At 47.5% G+C, this 18,895-nt stretch carries 19 protein-coding genes; 7 read left to right on the forward strand and 12 right to left on the reverse strand.

Annotated features, from left to right (window positions below; all coding sequences use genetic code 11):
- Positions 1 to 54 precede the first annotated feature (54 nt).
- Complete coding sequence (locus EC604_RS17920) at positions 55 to 1,191, forward strand: glycoside hydrolase family 88 protein (RefSeq protein WP_123065459.1); 1,137 nt, start codon at positions 55 to 57, stop codon at positions 1,189 to 1,191.
- A gap of 322 nt (positions 1,192 to 1,513) precedes the next feature.
- Here the strand turns inward: EC604_RS17920 and EC604_RS17925 are convergent, their stop codons facing one another.
- Positions 1,514 to 2,119 (reverse strand): class I SAM-dependent methyltransferase, encoded by a 606-nt coding sequence (locus tag EC604_RS17925; protein WP_123065460.1) that lies wholly within the window; start codon positions 2,117 to 2,119, stop codon positions 1,514 to 1,516.
- Between the two features lie 277 nt (positions 2,120 to 2,396).
- Here EC604_RS17925 and EC604_RS17930 point away from each other — a divergent pair, with 277 nt between their 5' ends.
- Positions 2,397 to 4,772 carry an Ig-like domain-containing protein gene (locus EC604_RS17930; RefSeq protein ID WP_123065461.1) on the forward strand — a complete coding sequence of 792 codons (2,376 nt, stop codon included), beginning with the start codon at positions 2,397 to 2,399 and terminating at the stop codon, positions 4,770 to 4,772.
- Between the two features lie 143 nt (positions 4,773 to 4,915).
- On the opposite strand, the gene EC604_RS17935 is transcribed toward EC604_RS17930, so the two are convergent.
- The 3 genes from EC604_RS17935 to EC604_RS17945 are packed head-to-tail and all read right to left on the reverse strand — an operon-like array spanning position 4,916 to position 6,557.
- A complete protein-coding gene (locus EC604_RS17935; RefSeq protein ID WP_123065462.1) occupies positions 4,916 to 5,461 on the reverse strand; it encodes a chromate transporter in 546 nt (181 codons plus the stop codon).
- Between the two features lies 1 nt (position 5,462).
- The gene (locus tag EC604_RS17940) at positions 5,463 to 6,050 is read right to left on the reverse strand and encodes a chromate transporter (RefSeq protein ID WP_123065463.1); all 588 of its coding nucleotides are present in this window, start codon (positions 6,048 to 6,050) and stop codon (positions 5,463 to 5,465) included.
- A gap of 12 nt (positions 6,051 to 6,062) precedes the next feature.
- Positions 6,063 to 6,557: an Lrp/AsnC family transcriptional regulator gene (locus EC604_RS17945; RefSeq protein WP_090918940.1), complete on the reverse strand. Its 495-nt coding sequence runs from the start codon at positions 6,555 to 6,557 to the stop codon at positions 6,063 to 6,065.
- A gap of 253 nt (positions 6,558 to 6,810) precedes the next feature.
- On the opposite strand from EC604_RS17945, the gene EC604_RS17950 reads away from it, so the two are divergent.
- Positions 6,811 to 7,536, forward strand: coding sequence for a copper amine oxidase N-terminal domain-containing protein (locus EC604_RS17950; protein ID WP_161556971.1), 726 nt, complete (start codon positions 6,811 to 6,813; stop codon positions 7,534 to 7,536).
- A 118-nt stretch (positions 7,537 to 7,654) separates the two neighbouring features.
- Here the strand turns inward: EC604_RS17950 and EC604_RS17955 are convergent, their stop codons facing one another.
- The 4 genes from EC604_RS17955 to EC604_RS17970 all read right to left on the reverse strand — a co-directional run bounded on the left by EC604_RS17955 (position 7,655) and on the right by EC604_RS17970 (position 11,239).
- Positions 7,655 to 8,770: a PAS domain-containing protein gene (locus tag EC604_RS17955; RefSeq protein ID WP_123065465.1), complete on the reverse strand. Its 1,116-nt coding sequence runs from the start codon at positions 8,768 to 8,770 to the stop codon at positions 7,655 to 7,657.
- Positions 8,763 to 9,413, reverse strand: a complete 651-nt coding sequence (locus tag EC604_RS17960) for a response regulator (RefSeq protein ID WP_123065636.1) — start codon at positions 9,411 to 9,413, stop codon at positions 8,763 to 8,765. The genes EC604_RS17955 and EC604_RS17960 overlap by 8 nt, the downstream gene beginning before the upstream one ends.
- A 184-nt stretch (positions 9,414 to 9,597) precedes the next feature.
- Entirely contained in the window at positions 9,598 to 10,023 is a 426-nt protein-coding gene (locus EC604_RS17965; RefSeq protein WP_123065466.1) for a GAF domain-containing protein, read from the reverse strand.
- 382 nt (positions 10,024 to 10,405) lie between these two features.
- Positions 10,406 to 11,239, reverse strand: coding sequence for a hypothetical protein (locus EC604_RS17970; RefSeq protein WP_123065467.1), 834 nt, complete (start codon positions 11,237 to 11,239; stop codon positions 10,406 to 10,408).
- Between the two features lie 285 nt (positions 11,240 to 11,524).
- On the opposite strand from EC604_RS17970, the gene EC604_RS17975 reads away from it, so the two are divergent.
- Entirely contained in the window at positions 11,525 to 12,301 is a 777-nt protein-coding gene (locus EC604_RS17975) for a Crp/Fnr family transcriptional regulator (RefSeq protein ID WP_123065468.1), read from the forward strand.
- A 646-nt stretch (positions 12,302 to 12,947) separates the two neighbouring features.
- Here EC604_RS17975 and EC604_RS17980 read toward each other — a convergent pair.
- From EC604_RS17980 to EC604_RS17985, 3 genes are all read right to left on the reverse strand, one after another.
- Positions 12,948 to 13,475: a GNAT family N-acetyltransferase gene (locus EC604_RS17980; RefSeq protein WP_123065469.1), complete on the reverse strand. Its 528-nt coding sequence runs from the start codon at positions 13,473 to 13,475 to the stop codon at positions 12,948 to 12,950.
- 204 nt (positions 13,476 to 13,679) lie between these two features.
- Positions 13,680 to 13,832: a hypothetical protein gene (locus tag EC604_RS30185; RefSeq protein ID WP_192895129.1), complete on the reverse strand. Its 153-nt coding sequence runs from the start codon at positions 13,830 to 13,832 to the stop codon at positions 13,680 to 13,682.
- 149 nt (positions 13,833 to 13,981) lie between these two features.
- Positions 13,982 to 14,278, reverse strand: a complete 297-nt coding sequence (locus EC604_RS17985) for a hypothetical protein (RefSeq protein WP_123065470.1) — start codon at positions 14,276 to 14,278, stop codon at positions 13,982 to 13,984.
- Positions 14,279 to 14,539: 261 nt separating this feature from the next.
- On the opposite strand from EC604_RS17985, the gene EC604_RS17990 reads away from it, so the two are divergent.
- Complete coding sequence (locus EC604_RS17990) at positions 14,540 to 16,054, forward strand: DUF6359 domain-containing protein (RefSeq protein ID WP_429351890.1); 1,515 nt, start codon at positions 14,540 to 14,542, stop codon at positions 16,052 to 16,054.
- 121 nt (positions 16,055 to 16,175) lie between these two features.
- Here EC604_RS17990 and EC604_RS17995 read toward each other — a convergent pair whose 3' ends face one another.
- A complete protein-coding gene (locus tag EC604_RS17995) occupies positions 16,176 to 16,616 on the reverse strand; it encodes a hypothetical protein (protein ID WP_123065472.1) in 441 nt (146 codons plus the stop codon).
- Between the two features lie 130 nt (positions 16,617 to 16,746).
- On the opposite strand from EC604_RS17995, the gene cdaS reads away from it, so the two are divergent.
- Together cdaS and EC604_RS18005 are read left to right on the forward strand one after the other, a co-directional pair.
- Positions 16,747 to 17,382: a sporulation-specific diadenylate cyclase CdaS gene (gene cdaS, locus EC604_RS18000; protein ID WP_123065473.1), complete on the forward strand. Its 636-nt coding sequence runs from the start codon at positions 16,747 to 16,749 to the stop codon at positions 17,380 to 17,382.
- A gap of 389 nt (positions 17,383 to 17,771) precedes the next feature.
- Positions 17,772 to 18,878: a Glu/Leu/Phe/Val family dehydrogenase gene (locus EC604_RS18005; RefSeq protein ID WP_123065474.1), complete on the forward strand. Its 1,107-nt coding sequence runs from the start codon at positions 17,772 to 17,774 to the stop codon at positions 18,876 to 18,878.
- The last annotated feature ends 17 nt before the right edge of the window (positions 18,879 to 18,895 follow it).

Genomic DNA, 18,895 nt, shown 5'->3' on the forward strand with positions numbered 1-18,895 from the left:
CATTTCATGATGTATACGCGGGCGATCTCATATAGGAACAGGAGGGACATGATCATGAATACCTCAACATCGGCAACGTGGCTGGAGGAAGCATGGCAGCAAGGGGTTCACAAGACGATTCGAAATGCGAAACGAATCCAGGATACCTTTCCTCATATTTCACCGCAGGGTGTGTACGACAAAAATGATCCGGAATGGTGGACAGCCGGTTTTTGGCCCGGACTGTTGTGGCTGGTGTACCGGGATGATCCACAGCATGAAGCGGCCGCCGATCTGCAGCGTATCGCGGCTAGCTGTGAGCGGCAGCTCGAAGATTGTCTGCGTGATCCAGACCTGGTGGATCACGATCTGGGTTTCGTCTGGCTGCTTAGCGGCGTAGCCAGGTATCGCCAGATGGGCAGCGAGGATGGGCGTCGCCGCGGCATGCTTGCCGCGAATCTGCTCGCTGCCCGCTTTCACGTGCGCGGTGAGTTCATCCGCGCATGGAACTTCCGCTCGTCGATGATGGACACGCGCGGCGTTGCCATCATTGACAGCATGATGAACCTGCCGCTGCTCTACTGGGCATCCGAGCAGAGCAGCGATCCTCGCTTCCGATGGCTGGCGGAAGCGCATGCGGACACCGTGGCGCGCGAATTCGTCCGCGCTGACGGGTCCATCTGCCACGTGGTGGAGTTTGATCCACACACGGGGCAGAAGTTGCGGGAGCATGGCGGCCAAGGCCATGCTCCCGGGTCCGCCTGGGCGCGGGGCACCGCCTGGGCGTTGCACGGGTTTGCGCTGTCTTTCCGGTATACGGGCGAAGCCCGATATCTGGAGACAGCGGAACGGGCGGCCGATTTCTTCCTCGCCATGCTTGGCGAAGACATCGTGCCGGTGTGGGATTTTCGCGCGCCTGCGGAGCATCGGGCGGCGTGGGACTCGTCCGCTGCGGCGATTGCCGCAAGCGGCCTGTTCGAGCTCGCGAAGCTGTCGCCACGCGGGCCAACCTACGCCGCCGCGGGAGAGAGGATCGTCCGCGGCTTGTATGAGCGCTACAGCCCTGCTGAATCTGTAGCGGAGGAAGGGCTGATTATGCAGGGAACGGTGCATTATCCGGAAGGCCGGGGAATCAATGTGCCGATTATTTACGGCGATTACTTCTATATGGAGGCGCTGGCGAAGCTGCGTGGATACGAGGGGTTATTTTAACGGAAGACGTTCAGAGCAGAAGAATTTAGATGCCGTTCTCATGGTTATGTCTTATCCGAAGATAAGAAATGACATAGGGAACGATGACAATCTAGGGCGTGTCTGAAAACGCTGAAGAAAGCAGATTTTGCCGAATTTTCGTTCCAAGCCAGGAAGTTTCCCGCAGGCGTGCCGGGGCACGTCAAGGGGAAGTGACGTAGCAGGGGGCGAAAAAGGGGTAAAAGATGCACTTCAGTAGCTTTCAAGACACCCCCTAGTCAACCGCCCTGCATAGGGCGGTTATTTATGTTGTTTTCTCTATATGTATTTACAGAAAGTGAACTCACTTCGCCGGCGAACGTCTCAGAATGACAAAGTCGGCAGAGGACTGCTCGGGATATCGCTGGCGAATGATCTCATGCACTTTGAATTCGGGATAATCAAATAGATAGTGGAACAGATTCCGATCTTGTATGGTCTGCACGCCATTATTTCCTTGCTCCTTCAGCCTTGTATAGAGCACTACCCATTGAGTTGAAGCATGGAGAACATCACTTAGCGTAGCCCGAAAGTCCGTTTCATCTGTAATATGATACAGTACATCCAGACACACGGTTAGATCCGCTTGGAGAAAACCGCGATTGACCCATAGGCCCGGTGTGTACACCATGAAACTTTTGGAAGGATCGCTGGCATATAGCGAAGCACATTGTTTTATAGACGAGGATGCCACATCCATGCCCAGGTATTCGCCATAGTTCATATAGTTCAACTGGTTTCCATCTCCGCAGCCGAATTCGATGACCCGATGAATCCCTTCGCGCTGGATTAACGCATTGACCACCTCAGCTTTGAATTCCGCCAGCACACCATATGAACCTCTGCCCGATGTATTACCCGAAGAATAAGTCTGCTCCCAATAATGGATGTAATCAAATGACTGATTCACACCGATTTCCCCCGATACTCAAAAATGACGTTGCGTAAGATCATAAGCCTTATATTCAGGTTATGCTCAGCGGGAATCGTTATGAATTAGACTTAGCAAATCGGCAACTTTTCCTCCACTACGTGTTCGCATGGCGTCTATCGTAGATGATAGATGAGACTATAGTATGAATTTCCATATAATTACCTGAAAATTTCCTGAAAGTCTAAACATCCGGAAAGTTCTTGCCGACATTAATTAGAGTAGGAAAAAATTGACGATTAATCGGAGGGAAATGATGTTAAAGCCAAGATTGACCAAGTACATGGTGATGATGCTGGTGTTGATGCTGAGTATTTCCAACGTAGGCTTGGCCACTGCGGCAGAGAAAGAACTGTCCAAAATTGTGGTTTCCAAAAATGAAATGTCGCTCGAAGTTGGCGATTCCGGGTCAGTTACCGTAACGGGGGTATATTCAGATAATACCTCGGCAAACGTTACGATCAGTTCATCCTGGACAAGCAGTGATGCTTCGGTAGCATCTGCATATAATGGTTCAATAACAGCCAAAAAAGAAGGTACAGCCACAGTTACGGTGGCATATCAGGGGCAAAGTCAGCCTATTCAAATCAAAGTGACAAAGAAAGTCAAAGCCCTTTCTAAAAATGTGCAAGATCTTGATCTCCGTACAGGGGATACCAAGGATATTGTGCTGACTGCAACGTATAGTGATAATTCAACGAATGCGCAGGCGGCCAGCAGTGCTGAATGGTCGACAAGTGATGAGAAAGTTGCTACCGTTGTCAACGGTAAAGTAACAGGTCAAAGCGCAGGAACAGCAGTGATCACAGCCAAGCTGGGCAGTCAGAGTGTAGCGGTTGACGTCAGTGTGGAAGTGGTCAAACGTGTGGATGTGGACAAAAATCAGATTAACCTGCTGCTGAAGCAACAGGAAAGCGTGAAATTAACAGCTACTTACCCAGATGGAACCACCAAGGATGTAACGAATCTTGCAGAATGGACATCGAGTAACGAAAAGGTTGCAGATGTACTGAAAGGCAATATTACAGGTTATTTAGCAGGTTCCGCCAAAATTACAGGTAAATACGGTACCAAGTCGGTATCCATAGATGTAGACGTTGATCAGACGAGCAAGTTGAGCGTAGCGAAACAGAGCATCTTCTTCCGTTTAAGCGATACCAATAAAACGGCTACGGTTGCGGTTACGGCTTCATATCCAAACAGTAGTGATGTGAATGTAACGGATCAGGCAACATGGACATCCAGCAATGAGCAAGTGGCTACGGTGTTCAAAGGCCAGATTACGGCAGCAGGCGCAGGATCAACAACGATTAAGGCCGCGTACAGTGGCAAAACGGTAGAAATCGCCGTTGATGTCGATACGGCAAGATATCTGGATATCAAAGATATTACCGACAAACTTGCCATGAGCGTTACCGGTGACAACAAAACGAAACAACTGACAGCGAATGCTGAATATATTGACGCCAGCAAGGAGGACGTTACGTCCAAAGCGACATGGACGTCCAGCAATGCTGATATTGTATATGTATCCTCTGGTGGTGAACTGATCGCCTACAAATCTGGTACAGCTACAATTACCGCAGCATATGGCGGAAAAACGGTGAAATTTACGGTAAACGTAGATGTGCCTGACAAGTATGAGATGGATAAAAAGAAAGCAACCGTTGCTGTTGGCGGAACCACCTCTGCCAAAGTGCTTGCCGTATACGGTGAAACTTCCAAGGACGTATCCGACAGTGCAACGTGGAGCAGCAGCAGTGAGAAAATCGCTGAGGTAGACAGCAAAGGGAGTATTACGGGTGTAGCGACAGGCAAAGCGACGATTACGGCTAAAATCGAAGGAAAAACGTTGACACTGCCTGTAGAAGTAGGCATGGCGAGCGGACTGGAAGCGGATGTGAACTTTGTCGTGCTGTCGGCAAAAGAAACTCAAGCCATTGTCCTTACAGGTACGGATGGGGACGGTAATACGAAAGACGTCACAGCCGATGCGACTTGGAAATCGAGCAATGCCCGTGTAGCCGATGTGAAAAAAGGTGTAATCACGGGTAATAGCAGTGGTAAAGCTAATATCACCGCTGAATACGGCTCACAGAAAATCACAATTCAGGTTGAAGTCGATGTCATTTCTCGGATTGAAGCATCCGAACCAGTTCTTTCCCTGAAATCAGGTGACACTGTAGATTTGAAGTTGATTGCTACTTTGAGTGATGGCAGTGAGCGGGATGTTACAGACAAAGCAGAGTGGAAAACAAACAGTTACAAAGTGGCTCAAGTGACCAAAGGCAAAGTGAAGGCACTGAGCTCAGGTAAAGCAAGAATCACTGCGAAGTACGGCAGCAAAACGGTTACAATTGCGCTGGATGTAGATACATTGAAGTATTTACAGACGGATAAAGTCACGTTGACGATGAAAGTTGGCGATAAGGCAACCGTAGTCGCCACCGCAACATATATGGATGGAAGTGAAGCCAATGTGTCCAAACCAGCACTGTGGACTTCTTCCCGCATTGCGACGGCTTCCGTAAAAGATGGTATCATTCAAGCGAATGGTAAAGGTAAAGCGACCATTACAATCTCCTATGCAGGGGTAAAAACAAAGGTCAACGTTGTGGTTGAGGACAAGTAAGGTTGGCATACGGATTAGAAATAGTAAATGTCAAAAAGGTGATATCAGCATTCAAGCTGATATCACCTTTTTGAGTAACATCCAGATTTGAAAACATACGTTTTCCCGAATTCACAAATAAGTTAAATTAGCGATCTAATTGGTCACATCGTATGTGACAGTACCAGAGCACCATAGGCAAAGGCAATAAGGATAAGAATTGCCGGGTGCAGCTTGGTTTTGGTCATGACCCAGAGGGAGATGCCTGCAATAATAAGCGTCTGCCAGATGCCGATGGAGTCCGTGGATACTTGACCGAATTCCCAAGTGAGTAGAATCATGAGCACAGCGATCACCGGCTGCACAAGCAGAGTCATACCTTTGACCTTAGGTGAAGTCCGGTGTTTGTTCAACAAACGAAGTAGTAGAATAAGTGCAACTGCCGACGGTACAACGGTAGCGAAGCTGGCGATTAACGCACCAAACCAGCCTGCGACGTGATATCCGACAAACGCAGCAATTTTCGTGGCAATCGGGCCTGGGAGCGCATTGCCGATCGCCAGTACATCACCGAACTGCTCGGTTGTCATCCAGTGGTAGTGATTCACAATCTCTTCCTGCATCAATGGAATGGAAGCGGGGCCGCCCCCATATCCGAGGATGTTCGCTACGAAAAATCCCCAAAATAATTCCCACCATGTCTGAAGCATCCTACGATACCTCCTTGTCGGAGTTACCTTTGGATTTTACACGCTGCACCAGCCCGAAATGGAAGAAACCATAGGCTAGGAACACTGTAATCACCAGTCCCGGATGAATATTGAGTAACTGTAATGCTGCAAAGGCAATCACACCGAATAAAATAGCAAACCACTTACCCAAGCCTTTCCAGGCTTTCATCGCAAATTCATAAGCCATCATACCAAGCATCACAAAAATGACAGGCCGCACGGCTGCTACCATACCTGCGACAATCTTGGATTCACGCAGGGCGTACATTGAACCGAGCAGAGCAATAATTGCGATGCTTGTCGGCAATATATGAGCGAGTACGGACACAATAGCGCCTAGAACACCCTTCGTTTTATAGCCAAGATAGGCAGCCATTTTGGTTGCAATAGGTCCGGGCAGGGCGTTGGCAATCGCCAGAATCTCGCCGAATTCATCGTCGCTGACCCACTTGTACCGGGTAACGGCTTCATAACGGATTAGCGGAATAACCGAGGGGCCGCCGCCATATCCCAAAATTCCGGTTCGTACCATGCCGACCACGAGACCGTTGTAATCTTTCCAACTCATGCTGATATCCTCCTAGAGTCTCATGCCCATGCGGCTTTTATATCGTTTTAAGAGCAGCTGTGATTCCACTTTGACGATGCCAGGCATCTTGTAGAGTTTCTCCAGTATAAACTGCTCCATCTCTTCCATATCAGCAAAAATACCGTGCATATGCAGGGTACTTGGGCCTGTCATATGATAGAGGCTGGTCACCGCTGGCTCATCATCCAGCATCTCCGCAACTTCATCCAGGAATCGCGGTTCCACATCGACATTAAAAAAGGCAGAGACCTGCAGCCCAACCTTGCCTGGATTAATGACAACGGTGAATCGTTCAATGATTCCTTTTTCCGATAATGCATTGATGCGAGCTTGAACGGCCACGCGGGATAGTCCGATCTGTGTACCCAGGTCTGTATAGGAAATCCGGCTGTTCTCATGGAGCGCGGCGATGATTTTGCGATCCATCTCGTCCAGATTGTACATTTGCGGAATTTCTCCGCCTTTGGAGGAACGTTTGTGAGACATGTTTAAACCATCCTTTACGTTTTCCTGTATGGAGTATCATTACAGCATTCATAGTTTAAAGACGAAACGTAACCTAAGTCAACAGGTTTTATGGATATTGTTAAAAATATATGAGAGAGTACCTTCATTTTGTCGCATGTATACTTGTTAAAGTGGCATGCCTATAAGTAATCATTAAATAAAAGAAGATTAGAAGTGTAACTTTTCCAAGTGTTACGTGTTTTTATTGATGAATAGGAGGAGGGTCAATGATATGAGAAAAAAGATTATGTTCTCAGTCTTAACTACGGTTGCAGTAATGTCAGGGGTGCTGGGTTCGGCATACGCAGCAGGAATGATTAAATTGAATGTGAATGGAACCCAACTACAAACGGATGTAGCTCCCAAGATGGTTAATAACCGTGTCATGGTTCCACTCAGTTCTGTGTCTAAAGCGCTGGGAGCATCGGTCGCGTGGAATGATAAAACCCAAACAGTTTCCATCGATACAACAGGTATCCCTTACGAAAATGTGTGGGATGAGAACATGAAGGATATTGGGCCCTTTGGATTAGCAGGTATTAATAATACAGTACAAGTTTTCATGGCTGGAATGGATACGGGAATTGAAGATCTTCTGGAGAAATCAACACTCAATATGGATGTGGATCGCTTGAAACAAGTTCACTTCTCTATGGGGCCAACGATGTTATCTACCAAGATTTTGGATATGAAAACTCTTAAAAAAAATGGTCAGACACCGGAGTATTCAGTTAGAGTGGGTATTCAAGCAGGAGGAGATGAATTAAGAGTTGAGTATTGGGATCTAACGGTCAGACTGGCTCCATACGTAGATAATGGAACAACCGTCTCGACTGGAGGAAAGATGGATTACGTAGTTACCAAACGGGAAGTCGTGAAAACTGTTCCGGTAAGTGTTCAACGTGTTTTTTCTGGATTTATGCTAGAAGAGTCTAAATGGACGGAACCAAGTAGCTAGATGCCAAAGAAACAGAGATGGTTAGCTACCACCTCTGTTTCTTTAATCTATAAGATGAAAATAAGTCGCAATCATGGTTTGGTTTATATGATCTCTTTAGAATGTAAAATGGTAGCCCTTATACAAGCACTGTCTTAGGCAGCAGTAGCGTAACCGTAGTTCCTTCGCCGGGTTCCGACGATACACGCAGCGTACCGCCTGCTCCCCTTGCACGTTCCTCCATGCTGAATAGTCCAACACCATTGCCCGCAGTAGCGTCGTTAAATCCGGCACCTTGATCTTCAATAACAACGAGCGTGAGCTCTTCCGTATCTTCTACGGTCACTTGTGCCTCGGCAACGTCAGCATATTTGGCTACATTGGTTAGGGCTTCCTGGATGATGCGATAGATGGCGATCTCCCGGTTCATCGCGAGCCGTTTGCGCAAATTGCATTCGAGAGTAACCTCGATACCGTAATGGCGGTTATAGTTCTCGATATAGGTTCGAATTGCAGGAACGACACCCAGATCATCCAGCACAGACGGCCGCAGTTCCCAAGCCATACCGCGAACATCTTCCATAATGCCGGTAACCTGTTTCCGTAGTGCTTCTACACCCGGGTTTGCTTGATCTGCCAGTAGGCGATCCATCTGAATCACGAGAGAGAACAGGCTTTGTCCAATCCCGTCATGAAGGTCACGAGAGATGCGCCGCCGCTCTTCTTCCTGAATGTTCATGACTTGCGACATCATCTGCTGCAGCTCAGCCTCCACTTGTTTCAGCTTGGTCACCTCACTGCGCACGGCTAAATACTGATATGGCTCACCATCGTTATCGAGGAAAGGCACAATCGTGGTATTCACCCAGTAATAACTGCCGTCTTTCGCACGATTCCGAATCTCGCCATTCCACACCTTGCCAGCAGAAATCGTGTCCCATAACGTCTTCATAAAGGTTTTACCATGGTAACCTGAGTTAATAATCCGGTGATCCTGACCAATGAGCTCTTCACGGTTGTATTGTGAAATTTCGCAGAATTTATCGTTCACGTACTGAATTTTACCTAAACGATTCGTCAGCGCTACGATAGAAGATTCGTCGAGTGCAAACTTCAAATCACTAAGTTGATGCAGCGAACCTTTCAGTTTGCTTCGGAATTCATCATCCGAGATGTGCCTGTCAATTTCGCTGAGTAGGAGCTGAACAGGTTGGTCAGCTAATCCGCTGAGTCTGTTTTTGCGTGGCTTACTCAAAGTTCAACAGCCCCTTTTTCATCGCAAACTTTACCAGTTCCGGTCTGGTGCGCAGGCCAAGCTTTTCCATCAGATTGCTTTTGTGGGATTCCACCGTTTTGACACTGATGACCAGATGCTCGGCAATTTCCTTATTGGCGTATCCTTTGGCAATCCAGGATAAAATCTCTTTTTCCCGATCAGAGAGTGTATCGTATGGCCCGGCATTTTCCTGCTTTGCTTTGTCCAGATACTCGCTCATTAATCGTTTGGTTGCACTTGGATAGAGGTAGGCGCTTCCATCGGCTACAGAACGAATGGCAGCCAGCAATTCCTCGTGTGGCGCGCTTTTGAGGATATACCCGGAAGCTCCCGCATGGATGGCACGGAACAGGTATTCCTCATCATCATGCATCGTAAGAATTAAAATCGATACATCCGGCATTAGCTTTTTTAACTCCGCCGTAGCGGTCAATCCATCCTTGCCCGGAGGCATACTGAAATCCATCAGAACGACATCGGGATTCACCTCCTGTGCTTTGGCAATAGCCTCGTCGCCATCCGCTGCATCGCCAACGATATGTATATCGTTCTTACCTTCAAGCAGGGCGATTAGCCCAGAGCGTACAACCACATGGTCGTCCACAACTAACAGTCGAATCACATTCATTTCCCCCTGTCCGATTCCATCATCTGTCTCCATCATACCAAAAAAAGAGGCTTTTCAGAGGGGGAATCTCCGAAAAGTCTCTTATTGCGTGTTTTAAACATCAGGCATACATGGTTGATAGAAGAAAAAATAAGCAACAATCCCATGAATGCAATTTAATTCTGCTTCCTTAATCTGCTCATGCATATTGTTCCAATTGTCTGGCGGTTTGCTCGGTTTGTACAACCATCTCGGGGGAAAACGTGCAAGGGGTTCTGCTTCCCACCAGCAATACACCATTGGGCAGACCACCATCCTTGAACATGGGCACGGCTATAGCACATACGAGTCGTTCAGCAAGCATAAGCGGGCAGCGGTCCGGGATATATTCTCCACGGGACTGCTCATCCAGCATAACCGTGCGTCCGGTTCGTATCGCCGTGCCTACCAGATCTTGTCCAGGGCGCATAGCCATGCGTTTGACACGTTCATTGGTTGCCCCGAAGGTATATTTCCAGCGCAGCATTGATCCAGACACACAAGCCATTCCGCAAAAATCGCCGGCGGTGCTCTGACACAGGCCGCTCATCATCTCCTGAACGGCAGATGAGACTTCATCATGCATGAGGGACACTTCCTTTTTCAAATCATATGATGATCTGTTCTTCACTCGTTACGTTTCATTCATTATCGTGGTCGTTCATCGTTGTCACAACATATGGGTAGCCTTGAACTCAAGGTGCGTTGGATGAGAAAATCAGTTTACAATCAGGTTATTCCGATGTTAGTTCTATTGTAGACTGTTTCGTCAGCCTTGTAATTCAGGGAAAACCCCTATTTCCCTTCTGGAAACTGCTGAACGTGGGCACCGGATCACTCCGAGGAGCATAAGAATGAAAAAACAGCCGGCAATCAGCCAACTGTCTCGTTTGAATGTGTATTCTGGAATACGTTATATATCTAGGAAGACTCTCATGCAGATCAGAAAATGTACACGTATCTGTTTTCTACATTGTAAATGTGCTCAGTAATGCCGGCCATACTGCGATATTCTCATGGCAAGAGGGACATGTTGTTTTGCCTGCCAGATAGGGCAGATGTGCGGCTAGTGTCTGTTCTCCGATCCTTGCTGTCCGTTCTGCTAAAACTTGTGTCTCCTCATCTGTCCATGAAGAAGCTGGAATAATGGCTTGAGCCTCCTGATCAGGTTGAAAAACAGGATCTTCTGCATAAGCTTTCAGAGGCGCAGCATGATTTTCGTCAGGCCATATGTACACTTCATTTTCGCAAGCTGGGCACTCAGCTACATACTCATCCCCTTCCGAAAATGTCATCAGCATATTCGCGACAGGATAGGATTCGCGGAATGCAGCATCCGCAATGAGGATGTAACGTTTCTCCGTATCATCTGTGGATAACTCAGCAGCTTCGGTCAGCACTTGTTCTGTCAGCGATCTGAGCTGGTCGATCGCTTTTAGATATTCAATATGCATCTGCGTGCAGACAGTACTGCCCACCACATCGGCCAGCTCGGTCCAGGATGGTGGATATGGCGCTTGGTGCTGCTCATCGCGGCTTGCTTCAATAATACCGCAGTGGATAAACAGTTCTTTGCGCACCGCTACATCGGATGTCGTACAAGCGTAATGTGCCAGAAATGGCATGACGGCGTAGGTAGCCGTATAGATTGAATTTTGATGAAACAGATATTCCTGAAACAGATCGTTAAAAACCTCTTGGCTGAATTCCTGCTCCAGTTGTTGCAACAAGCCGGGTACATGTTTTGCTGAGCCGTACGGGCCAGATAGTCTTTCCCAAACGTCATTATCACGGGATAACATAGGATTTCCTCCTGTCTGGATATGGATAAGATGAAAGACTTGAAAATTTGAAGATTCACACGAATGAAGACTTATAAGGGTTTAAATGTATGCTAGCACTATCATGAAATATTGACAATTCAAGATTGGATTACTCGCAAACGAGGCCTTTAATGGGGATATGTGACTTTTCTCACAGCGAATTGGGGGAGTTTCCCCGCAAAGATCAGGTAATCCCCCGATAACCTTTCGAACTCTTTCACGGTATGATGTAAACATAAGGAATCACCGAGGGGGACGAAAGTTATGGGTACAGTATTTGTGGAAAGAATCACCCAAAAAGCAGAGCGTGCACAGACGGAGGCGGGCAAGATGACTCAGAGAACAGGTGGGATTCTGTCTTTTGTTACACCGGAGCAGTGGGATCTGATCGAAGAGAAAATGCAGCCTAAAAAAGTGAAGTCGGGATACAGCCTCTTTTTGGAAGGTGACGAAGCTGGATATCTGTACTACATTCGTTCGGGACGTGTGAAGTTGACCAAATCGACGGAAGATGGCAAAGAGATTATTCTGTCGATTCAGCAAAGTGGCGATCTGATCGGTGAATTTGGCGGTATTGGCGGATTGAACCACAGTTACAGTGCAGAGATGGCTGAAAAAGGGGAACTGGCTATCATCTCGCTGACGGATCTCGAAAGTGTGATTAGTAAAAATGGGGATCTTGCGCTGAAATTCTTGCAATGGATGGCACTTGCACAGCGAATTACACAGTCGAGATTCCGTGACCTGCTGCTCTACGGCAAAGCGGGTGCACTTGCTTCGACGCTGATTCGTGCCAGCAATACGTATGGCAAGATTGTTCCAGATGGCATCGTGCTGGAGATGAAGCTGAACCACACTGAACTCGCTGAGATGATCGGGGCGACTCGGGAGAGTGTTACACGTATGCTCGGAGCGTGGAAAGAGCAGGGCACCCTCGATATGATGGACGGCAAATTAATGATCCGGGATATGGCTGCGCTCCGCTGCATGTGTGGATGCCCTTCGTTCCCAAGTTGCCCGAAAGAACTGTGTCGTCTGTAGGGCAATTACAGTGGATTCAGATAGCAGAACAGATAATTAGAGAGAACGCACGGGTGGGGAGAACGCGATCGGAACAGAACGGAATGAATCGGACGAATCGGAATTGAACTGAACGGATACGGAACTGAAAGGCACTGAACAAAACGTAAACGGAACTAAATTGAACGTATAGGACAAAAGGGAACTAACGGAACGAAATAGAACAAAATGAACAAAACAAAATGAACAAAACAAAATGAACAAAACAAAACAGAACAGAACGAACAAAACAAAATGGAACAAAGGAATAGGAAAAAACGGTAAGAAGGACAAAGCGGCGAGAGCTGTTTCGTCCTTTTTTCGTACTTTTCGGTATGAGGCTTTAGTAAACTATCGGGTCTCGATCCCCCGGCGGCTAACGATCACAGGTGACCTTATTTTATGTATTTTAGCCCGTTCGAAAATCTAACGATCAGGAGAAACGTTATTTCTCAAAATTTACAGGAAAATGCTACTTTCTTGCGGTTTTTTGGTGAAATAGCGTCACTGGTGATCGTTAGAATCCCAAACAGCTACAAAACAACCAAATAAGCTTCCTGGTGATCGTTAGAATCTTGGTTGCTACCTCCGTACCTCGCTTCACCCACAGGTAATCATACCTGTTATTTTATACTAACTCCCGATCCAGCATGGAGTAGAGTGCCGAGTCATGATATGACCCTTTATAGAACCAGTGCTCTCGCATTAAACCTTCACGCTGCATTCCGATCCGTTGCATGACGCGCTCAGAGGCCGGGTTTTCTGGACGGCATTTGGCATAAATCCGGTGAACGCCAAGTTCCTTGAAGCCAAAATGAAGTAATGCGCGGCAGGCTTCGGTCACATATCCATTCCCCTGATAGGCAGGGTGAAGGACATAGCCGATCTCAGCATTGGTCTGATCGACAAGGTGGAGCCCTGTGCCGCCGATGAGAAGTCCTTCCTTTTTCAAAACAATCGCAAGTTCATATCCTTCTCTCGGCTGGGCCAGCTGCATACGAAGTACATCCTGTACATAAGCCCGGGTATCCTGCTCCGTGTTCGGTCCCCATGCGGTGTGCTCTGTAACTTCGGGCATCGAAGTATACGTATGGATGTGAGGCCAGTCACTTTCTACAATCTCACGAAGAATTAATCTTTCTGTTTCAAGCTGCATCATGTACACTCCTTTGCTCCATTTCAGGTTCTTCTTCCCACTTGGAGTGGGTCATATAACCCTGCCTGAATGGATTCCGTATCGTATTTCATCCTATTGTAACGCACCATATGCACGCAAAAAAGCCCACGACCGAATTCATACATATGAATTCCTCGTAGGCTATTGGAAGATTACCAAATTCGTTCATGAGACGGTATGTTATTATGGTTGGTTGCAAGTCGTTGCAGGATAAGTGTAGGACAGCTTGCGGATGATCTCCTTTTGCCATCTTGTGTCACCCAGGTTAATCGCCAGGTTCAGAAGATCCAAATAATCGTCAAGCTGCAGGACAGCCTTTTGCAGAGTTGTGTTCATTCGATGTTCGTTCCCCTTTATCTATAAAGTCGTAAGCATGGTTGGCATCATCATCAGAATTGAAAATAAACAAGCTCAAGAATGATAATCATTATCATATATAATGACATTATGCATCGAACGTAGGTAAATTGCAATGCCTAACCGCGCTATAACTCAACTTTTTTCGAAAATAGGCTTTTCCAGAGCACATATGGGATATAAACGCCCAAGTAGGAAGCAGGGACCAGAAACCAGCGGTTAAGCAAAAAGTGATGAATTTCCGTAGTGAACGTCGTCATATGAGCATTAGTGGCATAAACATCGCTGGCGATGACCGTTGCCACACTGTAGAAGCATAGAATAGCAAGGAGATGGAACAGCCGTATGGCCCATTTGGTTCGAAGAGCTATGAACGTCATGGCAAGCGGTACGATGATGAGGAGTAACAAAAAAACTATTTTCATAAGGGAAATCTCCTTAACTATTAGAGATAATTCTAGACTTAACCAACAGTATTCATTATCGACTTATTTAGTAGTCAGTATCCACGAAAGGGAGCTATCCCAAACTTTTTCAAAAAATTTACATAAATCGAGAGGAATTCATCATGTGAAGCTTTAAATTAAAAAAGAGACAAGTTTAATGAAAGCAATATGGAGGAGGAGAAAGGGTATATGAAAAAGGCGTTAAGGCAGCACTGGATCGGGGCATTCCTGGTCTTTATAATGATGGTAACAACGTTACTCGCTCCGGGGTATCAGGCTCCGGTTCAAGCCGCAGCACCACTTACCGTATCACAAGCGATTGCTGCCCAGAGCAGCGGAGGCACAGCAACCGTCGAAGGTTATGTTGTGGGACATGCGACCGGATCACTGACGGCCAAGTTTACCTCTCCGTATGCCAATGATTTCAATGTGCTGATTGCGGATTCTGCATCCGAGCGCTCGAACGCCAAACTGCTGGATGTGCAAGTATCTTCTTCTTTCCGTGCTCAATACGGACTGGCTTCAAACCCAGGTCTGGTAGGCAAAAAAATTATCGTGACGGGAACGCTTGGCGCCTATAACAGCTATGCCGGTGTCAAAAATCCTACGTCGATTACCCTCTCTTCAGGTACCACGAACCCTGACCCAGAGCCGAATCCGGGCACACCTCTTCCGGGCGGCAACGGCAAAAAAGTGCTGTTTGATAACACGCATGCTCAGACCGCAGGTGCGGCTGACTGGATTATCGATGGAGCTTTTTCAGACTTTGCGAGTGGCTTGCGAAACGCAGGCTTTACCGTGGATCAGCTGGAACGCAGCATCCCGTATACATTTGGTGAGCAAGCTTACACCTATAACAAATTGAAAGACTATGACGTGTTTGTCATTGGCGAAGCCAACGTGCCATTCAAGGCAACAGAGCAGGCTGCGCTCCTGCAATATGTACAAAATGGCGGAAGTGTCTTCTTCATCTCCGATCACTATAATGCAGACCGGAACAAAAACCGCTGGGATTCTTCCGAAGTGTTCAACGGCTACCGCCGCGGTGCTTTCCTGAATCCAGCCAAAGGCATGTCCTCCGCCGAAGCGGAATCCCCGGCGATGCAAGGCGTGACCAGTTCCGACTGGCTCGGAACCAACTTCGGCGTTCGTTTCCGCTATAACGCGCTGGGTGATGTGAATGCTACGGATATTGTTGCACCATCACAAGCGTTTGGCATCACGACAGGTGTACAAGCTGTAGCGATGCACGCGGGATCAACGATTGCCATTCTGGACCCAACCAAAGCTAAAGGTTTGGTGTATGTTCCGGCGGGCGTGTCCAAATGGAATAACGCTGTCGATCAGGGTGTATATAATGGCGGCGGAAGAGCAGAAGGAGCGTACGCTGCGATTGCCAAAGTAGGCGCAGGAAAAGCGGCGTTCATCGGTGATTCCTCTCCGGTTGAAGATGCAACACCCAAGTATTTGCGTGAAGAAAACGGAGCCACCAAGAAGACGTATGATGGTTTTAAAGAGGTGGACGATGCTACGTTCCTCGTGAATACGGTGAAATGGCTGGCGGTCAAAGAGAGTTATACCAGCCTGTCCCAAGTGCCAGGTCTGACACTGGATACAGCAACAAGCTTGTTGCCAATGGAGATACCGGCAAACTCCACCGAGCCACAGCTTGAGCCGTGGGCTGCGCCAGCTGCAGGGTACAAATGGTATGACCCAACGACATTTAAAGTTGGTTCGTACGGCAAGGCTCAATAATGGGGAGGTCAGGGCTAAATAAGAATTAGATAAGGATTTAGAATGACAATAATTCAAAATGCGAAGCAATGTTAACAAACGCAAAGAAGCTGGTGATGTCACTCAGCTTCTTTGCGTTTGTTCATTTTAAATAATCATGAATGATCTTCCCATCGAAGTTACTTGTAATTTTATACTTCATGGATGAGTTCTTCTTAGGAGATGCCTCGTAATCATAGACATCGATATACTTGTTATCATATAAAAACATCCCAATTCTTGCGCCTCGATCTACATAAACCAGCAACCTATAAACGTCATTAAAATCCTTGGAAATACTCGAATCTTTCTTCACTTCAAGGGCTGACAGAGTACTCGTTATTTTATAAATATCAGCTTTGGCTGTAAGCGTGACTTTTTGGTCATGCCCCTTTTCGATTTCAATGGAGGTTATCGTGTCGAAGTCAACATCGTTCCATGCAGCTTCCTGTAGAGACTTTGTTGAATTCATTGTAAAGAACCATAGTCCAACAGCTAAAAGGATGATCATACATGCCAGGATGTAGTAATTACGTTTTTGCATCATAACTCTCCTTCTTTTATCGTAATACATTCATTGTAACATTTATCCAAATGGTAATGCATAAAGCTTCTTTTCTCTGGGCAAGGTATGGGTACTCAAGCTTGTAATCCAAAGAGGGAGGCGGCACAAGATGAACCGGCATACAGGACAAGCGGACTGTGACAGTTCTTTGATGCGGCAAAAGTTAAAGGCTGACCTGCACCGCGTAGCAGAACGAATGAATCTGACATTATCGCGTTTCGATCATGACAGTGTCTGTTTGCTGGGGCAGTTTGCGGAGATTCGTGCCGAGATCAAACACATTGAAGTGCTTGCTTCTTCTTTTTATCTCGACTGTTATTTGTCCCCGTTTACCGAGAAGTTTGCAGAACTGACGTCCAGTGTTCAGCATCTATCTGACCGCAGGTATGGAGCGCTGATTGTCATTGAACGAGAGGTTCCGCTGGAAACGATGATTCATTCCGGTGTAGCGGTGGATGCCAGAGTAACTCATGCGTTGCTCGAATCAATCTTCATTCCCGGTGCGCCACTACATGATGGAGCTGTGCTGATTCGTGGCAACCAGATTGTATCTGCTGGCAATGTGTTGCCGTTATCCCAAGCCGAAGCCCACGAACGAAAGCTGGGCACACGCCACCGGGCAGCACTCGGATTAAGCGAGCTGACCGATGCGGTAGTGCTGGTGGTATCGGAAGAGACAGGACAGGCTTCTTTTGCGGTGGACGGGGCGTTGCATCCGATTAATGTGGTCGAAACGCTGACCTAGAGGATATAGCGGGATGGCGCGGGTACATAGGTACATAAACATGAGTACATGAGCACAAGCATATGGGCACGAGCACATGAATACATGAATGCATGGACATGTCTATGCATCCAGATCGAGTTATTGGAGAGGCTAACCAGTCACAGGGTGACAGGCAGAGCCTTTTTTTGCTGTGGAGAGATTTATTCCTGAAGGTATCCAATCTGATTGTTTGGCTTGGATACGAATTCAGAGAGAGTTTAAAAAGCGAACATAGTTATGTCCGTTTTGCACAAACTGGGTGGATATGGGTACAATAGAGGGTGGAGCGTAAATTAGAACACTGCGATTCGACGCTATGATTCGAAGCTGCGATTTTCGCAAAAATGGTTAGAGGAGACGGTTAGCACATGAGTTGGTTTGAAGCAATGGAGCAACATGATTATGAGGAACTTGTCCTGTGCCAGGATCGAAATTCAGGCTTGAAGGCCATTATTGCCATACACGATACAACACTTGGGCCTGCGCTAGGCGGTACACGGATGTGGACGTATGCTTCAGAGGAAGCAGCCATTGAAGATGCCCTGCGTCTTGCTCGGGGCATGACATATAAAAATGCAGTATCCGGTCTTAATCTGGGCGGAGGCAAAACGGTAATTATCGGAGATCCGCGTCGTGATAAAAATGAAGCGATGTTCCGCGCCTTCGGCCGCTACATTCAAGGGTTGAATGGCCGTTACATCACCGCCGAGGATGTCGGAACGACGGAAGAAGACATGAATCTGATCCATCAAGAGACCGATTATGTCACAGGGATCTCGGCTAGCTATGGCTCATCCGGCAACCCTTCCCCGGCAACTGCTTGGGGGGTATACCGCGGTATCAAGGCTGCTGCGAAGGAAGCATTCGGTACCGATTTGCTGGAAGGCAAAACGATTGCCGTTCAAGGCGTGGGCAACGTAGCGATGCATCTGTGCAAGTATTTGTACGAGGAAGGGGCGCATCTAATCGTAACCGATATCCATAAGGATTCCGTGAAGCTGGCGGTGGAACGTTTTGGTGCCAAGGCGGTTGATCCGGCGGACATTACCAGTGTGGCATGTGATATCTATGCGCCGTGTGCGCTCGGCGGTACGATTAACGACGATACACTCAAGACACTGAAAGCCAAAGTGATCGCGGGTTGTGCAAACAATCAGCTGCTGGAGCCACGCCATGGGGAGGAGCTGTATCAGCGGGGCATCGTGTACGCACCGGATTATGTCATTAACGCAGGCGGTGTGATCAACATTGCGGATGAGCTGAACGGATATCATGAAGATCGAGCATGGGCAAAGATCGGAGAAATCTACACGACGCTGGAGAAAATTTTCGAAAGTTCCCGCACCGAAGGCATCGCGTCTTATGTCGCGGCAGACCGTCTTGCCGAGCAACGGATCGAGATGATGAAGAACACGCGCAGCACCTTTTTGCAAAATAGCCATCACGCATTAAGCGCACGCAGACTGCGTAAATAAATCCTACCGGCCGAGCA

Source organism: Paenibacillus amylolyticus (assembly GCF_003719335.1).
Lineage (GTDB): Bacteria > Bacillota > Bacilli > Paenibacillales > Paenibacillaceae > Paenibacillus > Paenibacillus amylolyticus_D.

What these genes read in the sequence shown, in the direction of transcription:
- EC604_RS17965 (WP_123065466.1), bottom strand. Translation starts at nt 10,023, where the DNA reads ATGCATGATGAAGTCTCATCTGCCGTTCAGGAGATGATGAGCGGCCTG.
- EC604_RS17920 (WP_123065459.1), top strand. Translation starts at nt 55, where the DNA reads ATGAATACCTCAACATCGGCAACGTGGCTGGAGGAAGCATGGCAGCAA.
- cdaS (WP_123065473.1), top strand. Translation starts at nt 16,747, where the DNA reads ATGAACCGGCATACAGGACAAGCGGACTGTGACAGTTCTTTGATGCGG.
- EC604_RS17935 (WP_123065462.1), bottom strand. Translation starts at nt 5,461, where the DNA reads ATGCTTCAGACATGGTGGGAATTATTTTGGGGATTTTTCGTAGCGAAC.
- EC604_RS18005 (WP_123065474.1), top strand. Translation starts at nt 17,772, where the DNA reads ATGAGTTGGTTTGAAGCAATGGAGCAACATGATTATGAGGAACTTGTC.
- EC604_RS17990 (WP_429351890.1), top strand. Translation starts at nt 14,540, where the DNA reads ATGATGGTAACAACGTTACTCGCTCCGGGGTATCAGGCTCCGGTTCAA.
- EC604_RS17940 (WP_123065463.1), bottom strand. Translation starts at nt 6,050, where the DNA reads ATGAGTTGGAAAGATTACAACGGTCTCGTGGTCGGCATGGTACGAACC.
- EC604_RS17975 (WP_123065468.1), top strand. Translation starts at nt 11,525, where the DNA reads ATGGGTACAGTATTTGTGGAAAGAATCACCCAAAAAGCAGAGCGTGCA.
- EC604_RS30185 (WP_192895129.1), bottom strand. Translation starts at nt 13,832, where the DNA reads ATGAACACAACTCTGCAAAAGGCTGTCCTGCAGCTTGACGATTATTTG.
- EC604_RS17995 (WP_123065472.1), bottom strand. Translation starts at nt 16,616, where the DNA reads ATGCAAAAACGTAATTACTACATCCTGGCATGTATGATCATCCTTTTA.
- EC604_RS17950 (WP_161556971.1), top strand. Translation starts at nt 6,811, where the DNA reads ATGAGAAAAAAGATTATGTTCTCAGTCTTAACTACGGTTGCAGTAATG.
- EC604_RS17985 (WP_123065470.1), bottom strand. Translation starts at nt 14,278, where the DNA reads ATGAAAATAGTTTTTTTGTTACTCCTCATCATCGTACCGCTTGCCATG.
- EC604_RS17945 (WP_090918940.1), bottom strand. Translation starts at nt 6,557, where the DNA reads ATGTCTCACAAACGTTCCTCCAAAGGCGGAGAAATTCCGCAAATGTAC.
- EC604_RS17930 (WP_123065461.1), top strand. Translation starts at nt 2,397, where the DNA reads ATGTTAAAGCCAAGATTGACCAAGTACATGGTGATGATGCTGGTGTTG.
- EC604_RS17980 (WP_123065469.1), bottom strand. Translation starts at nt 13,475, where the DNA reads ATGCAGCTTGAAACAGAAAGATTAATTCTTCGTGAGATTGTAGAAAGT.
- EC604_RS17970 (WP_123065467.1), bottom strand. Translation starts at nt 11,239, where the DNA reads ATGTTATCCCGTGATAATGACGTTTGGGAAAGACTATCTGGCCCGTAC.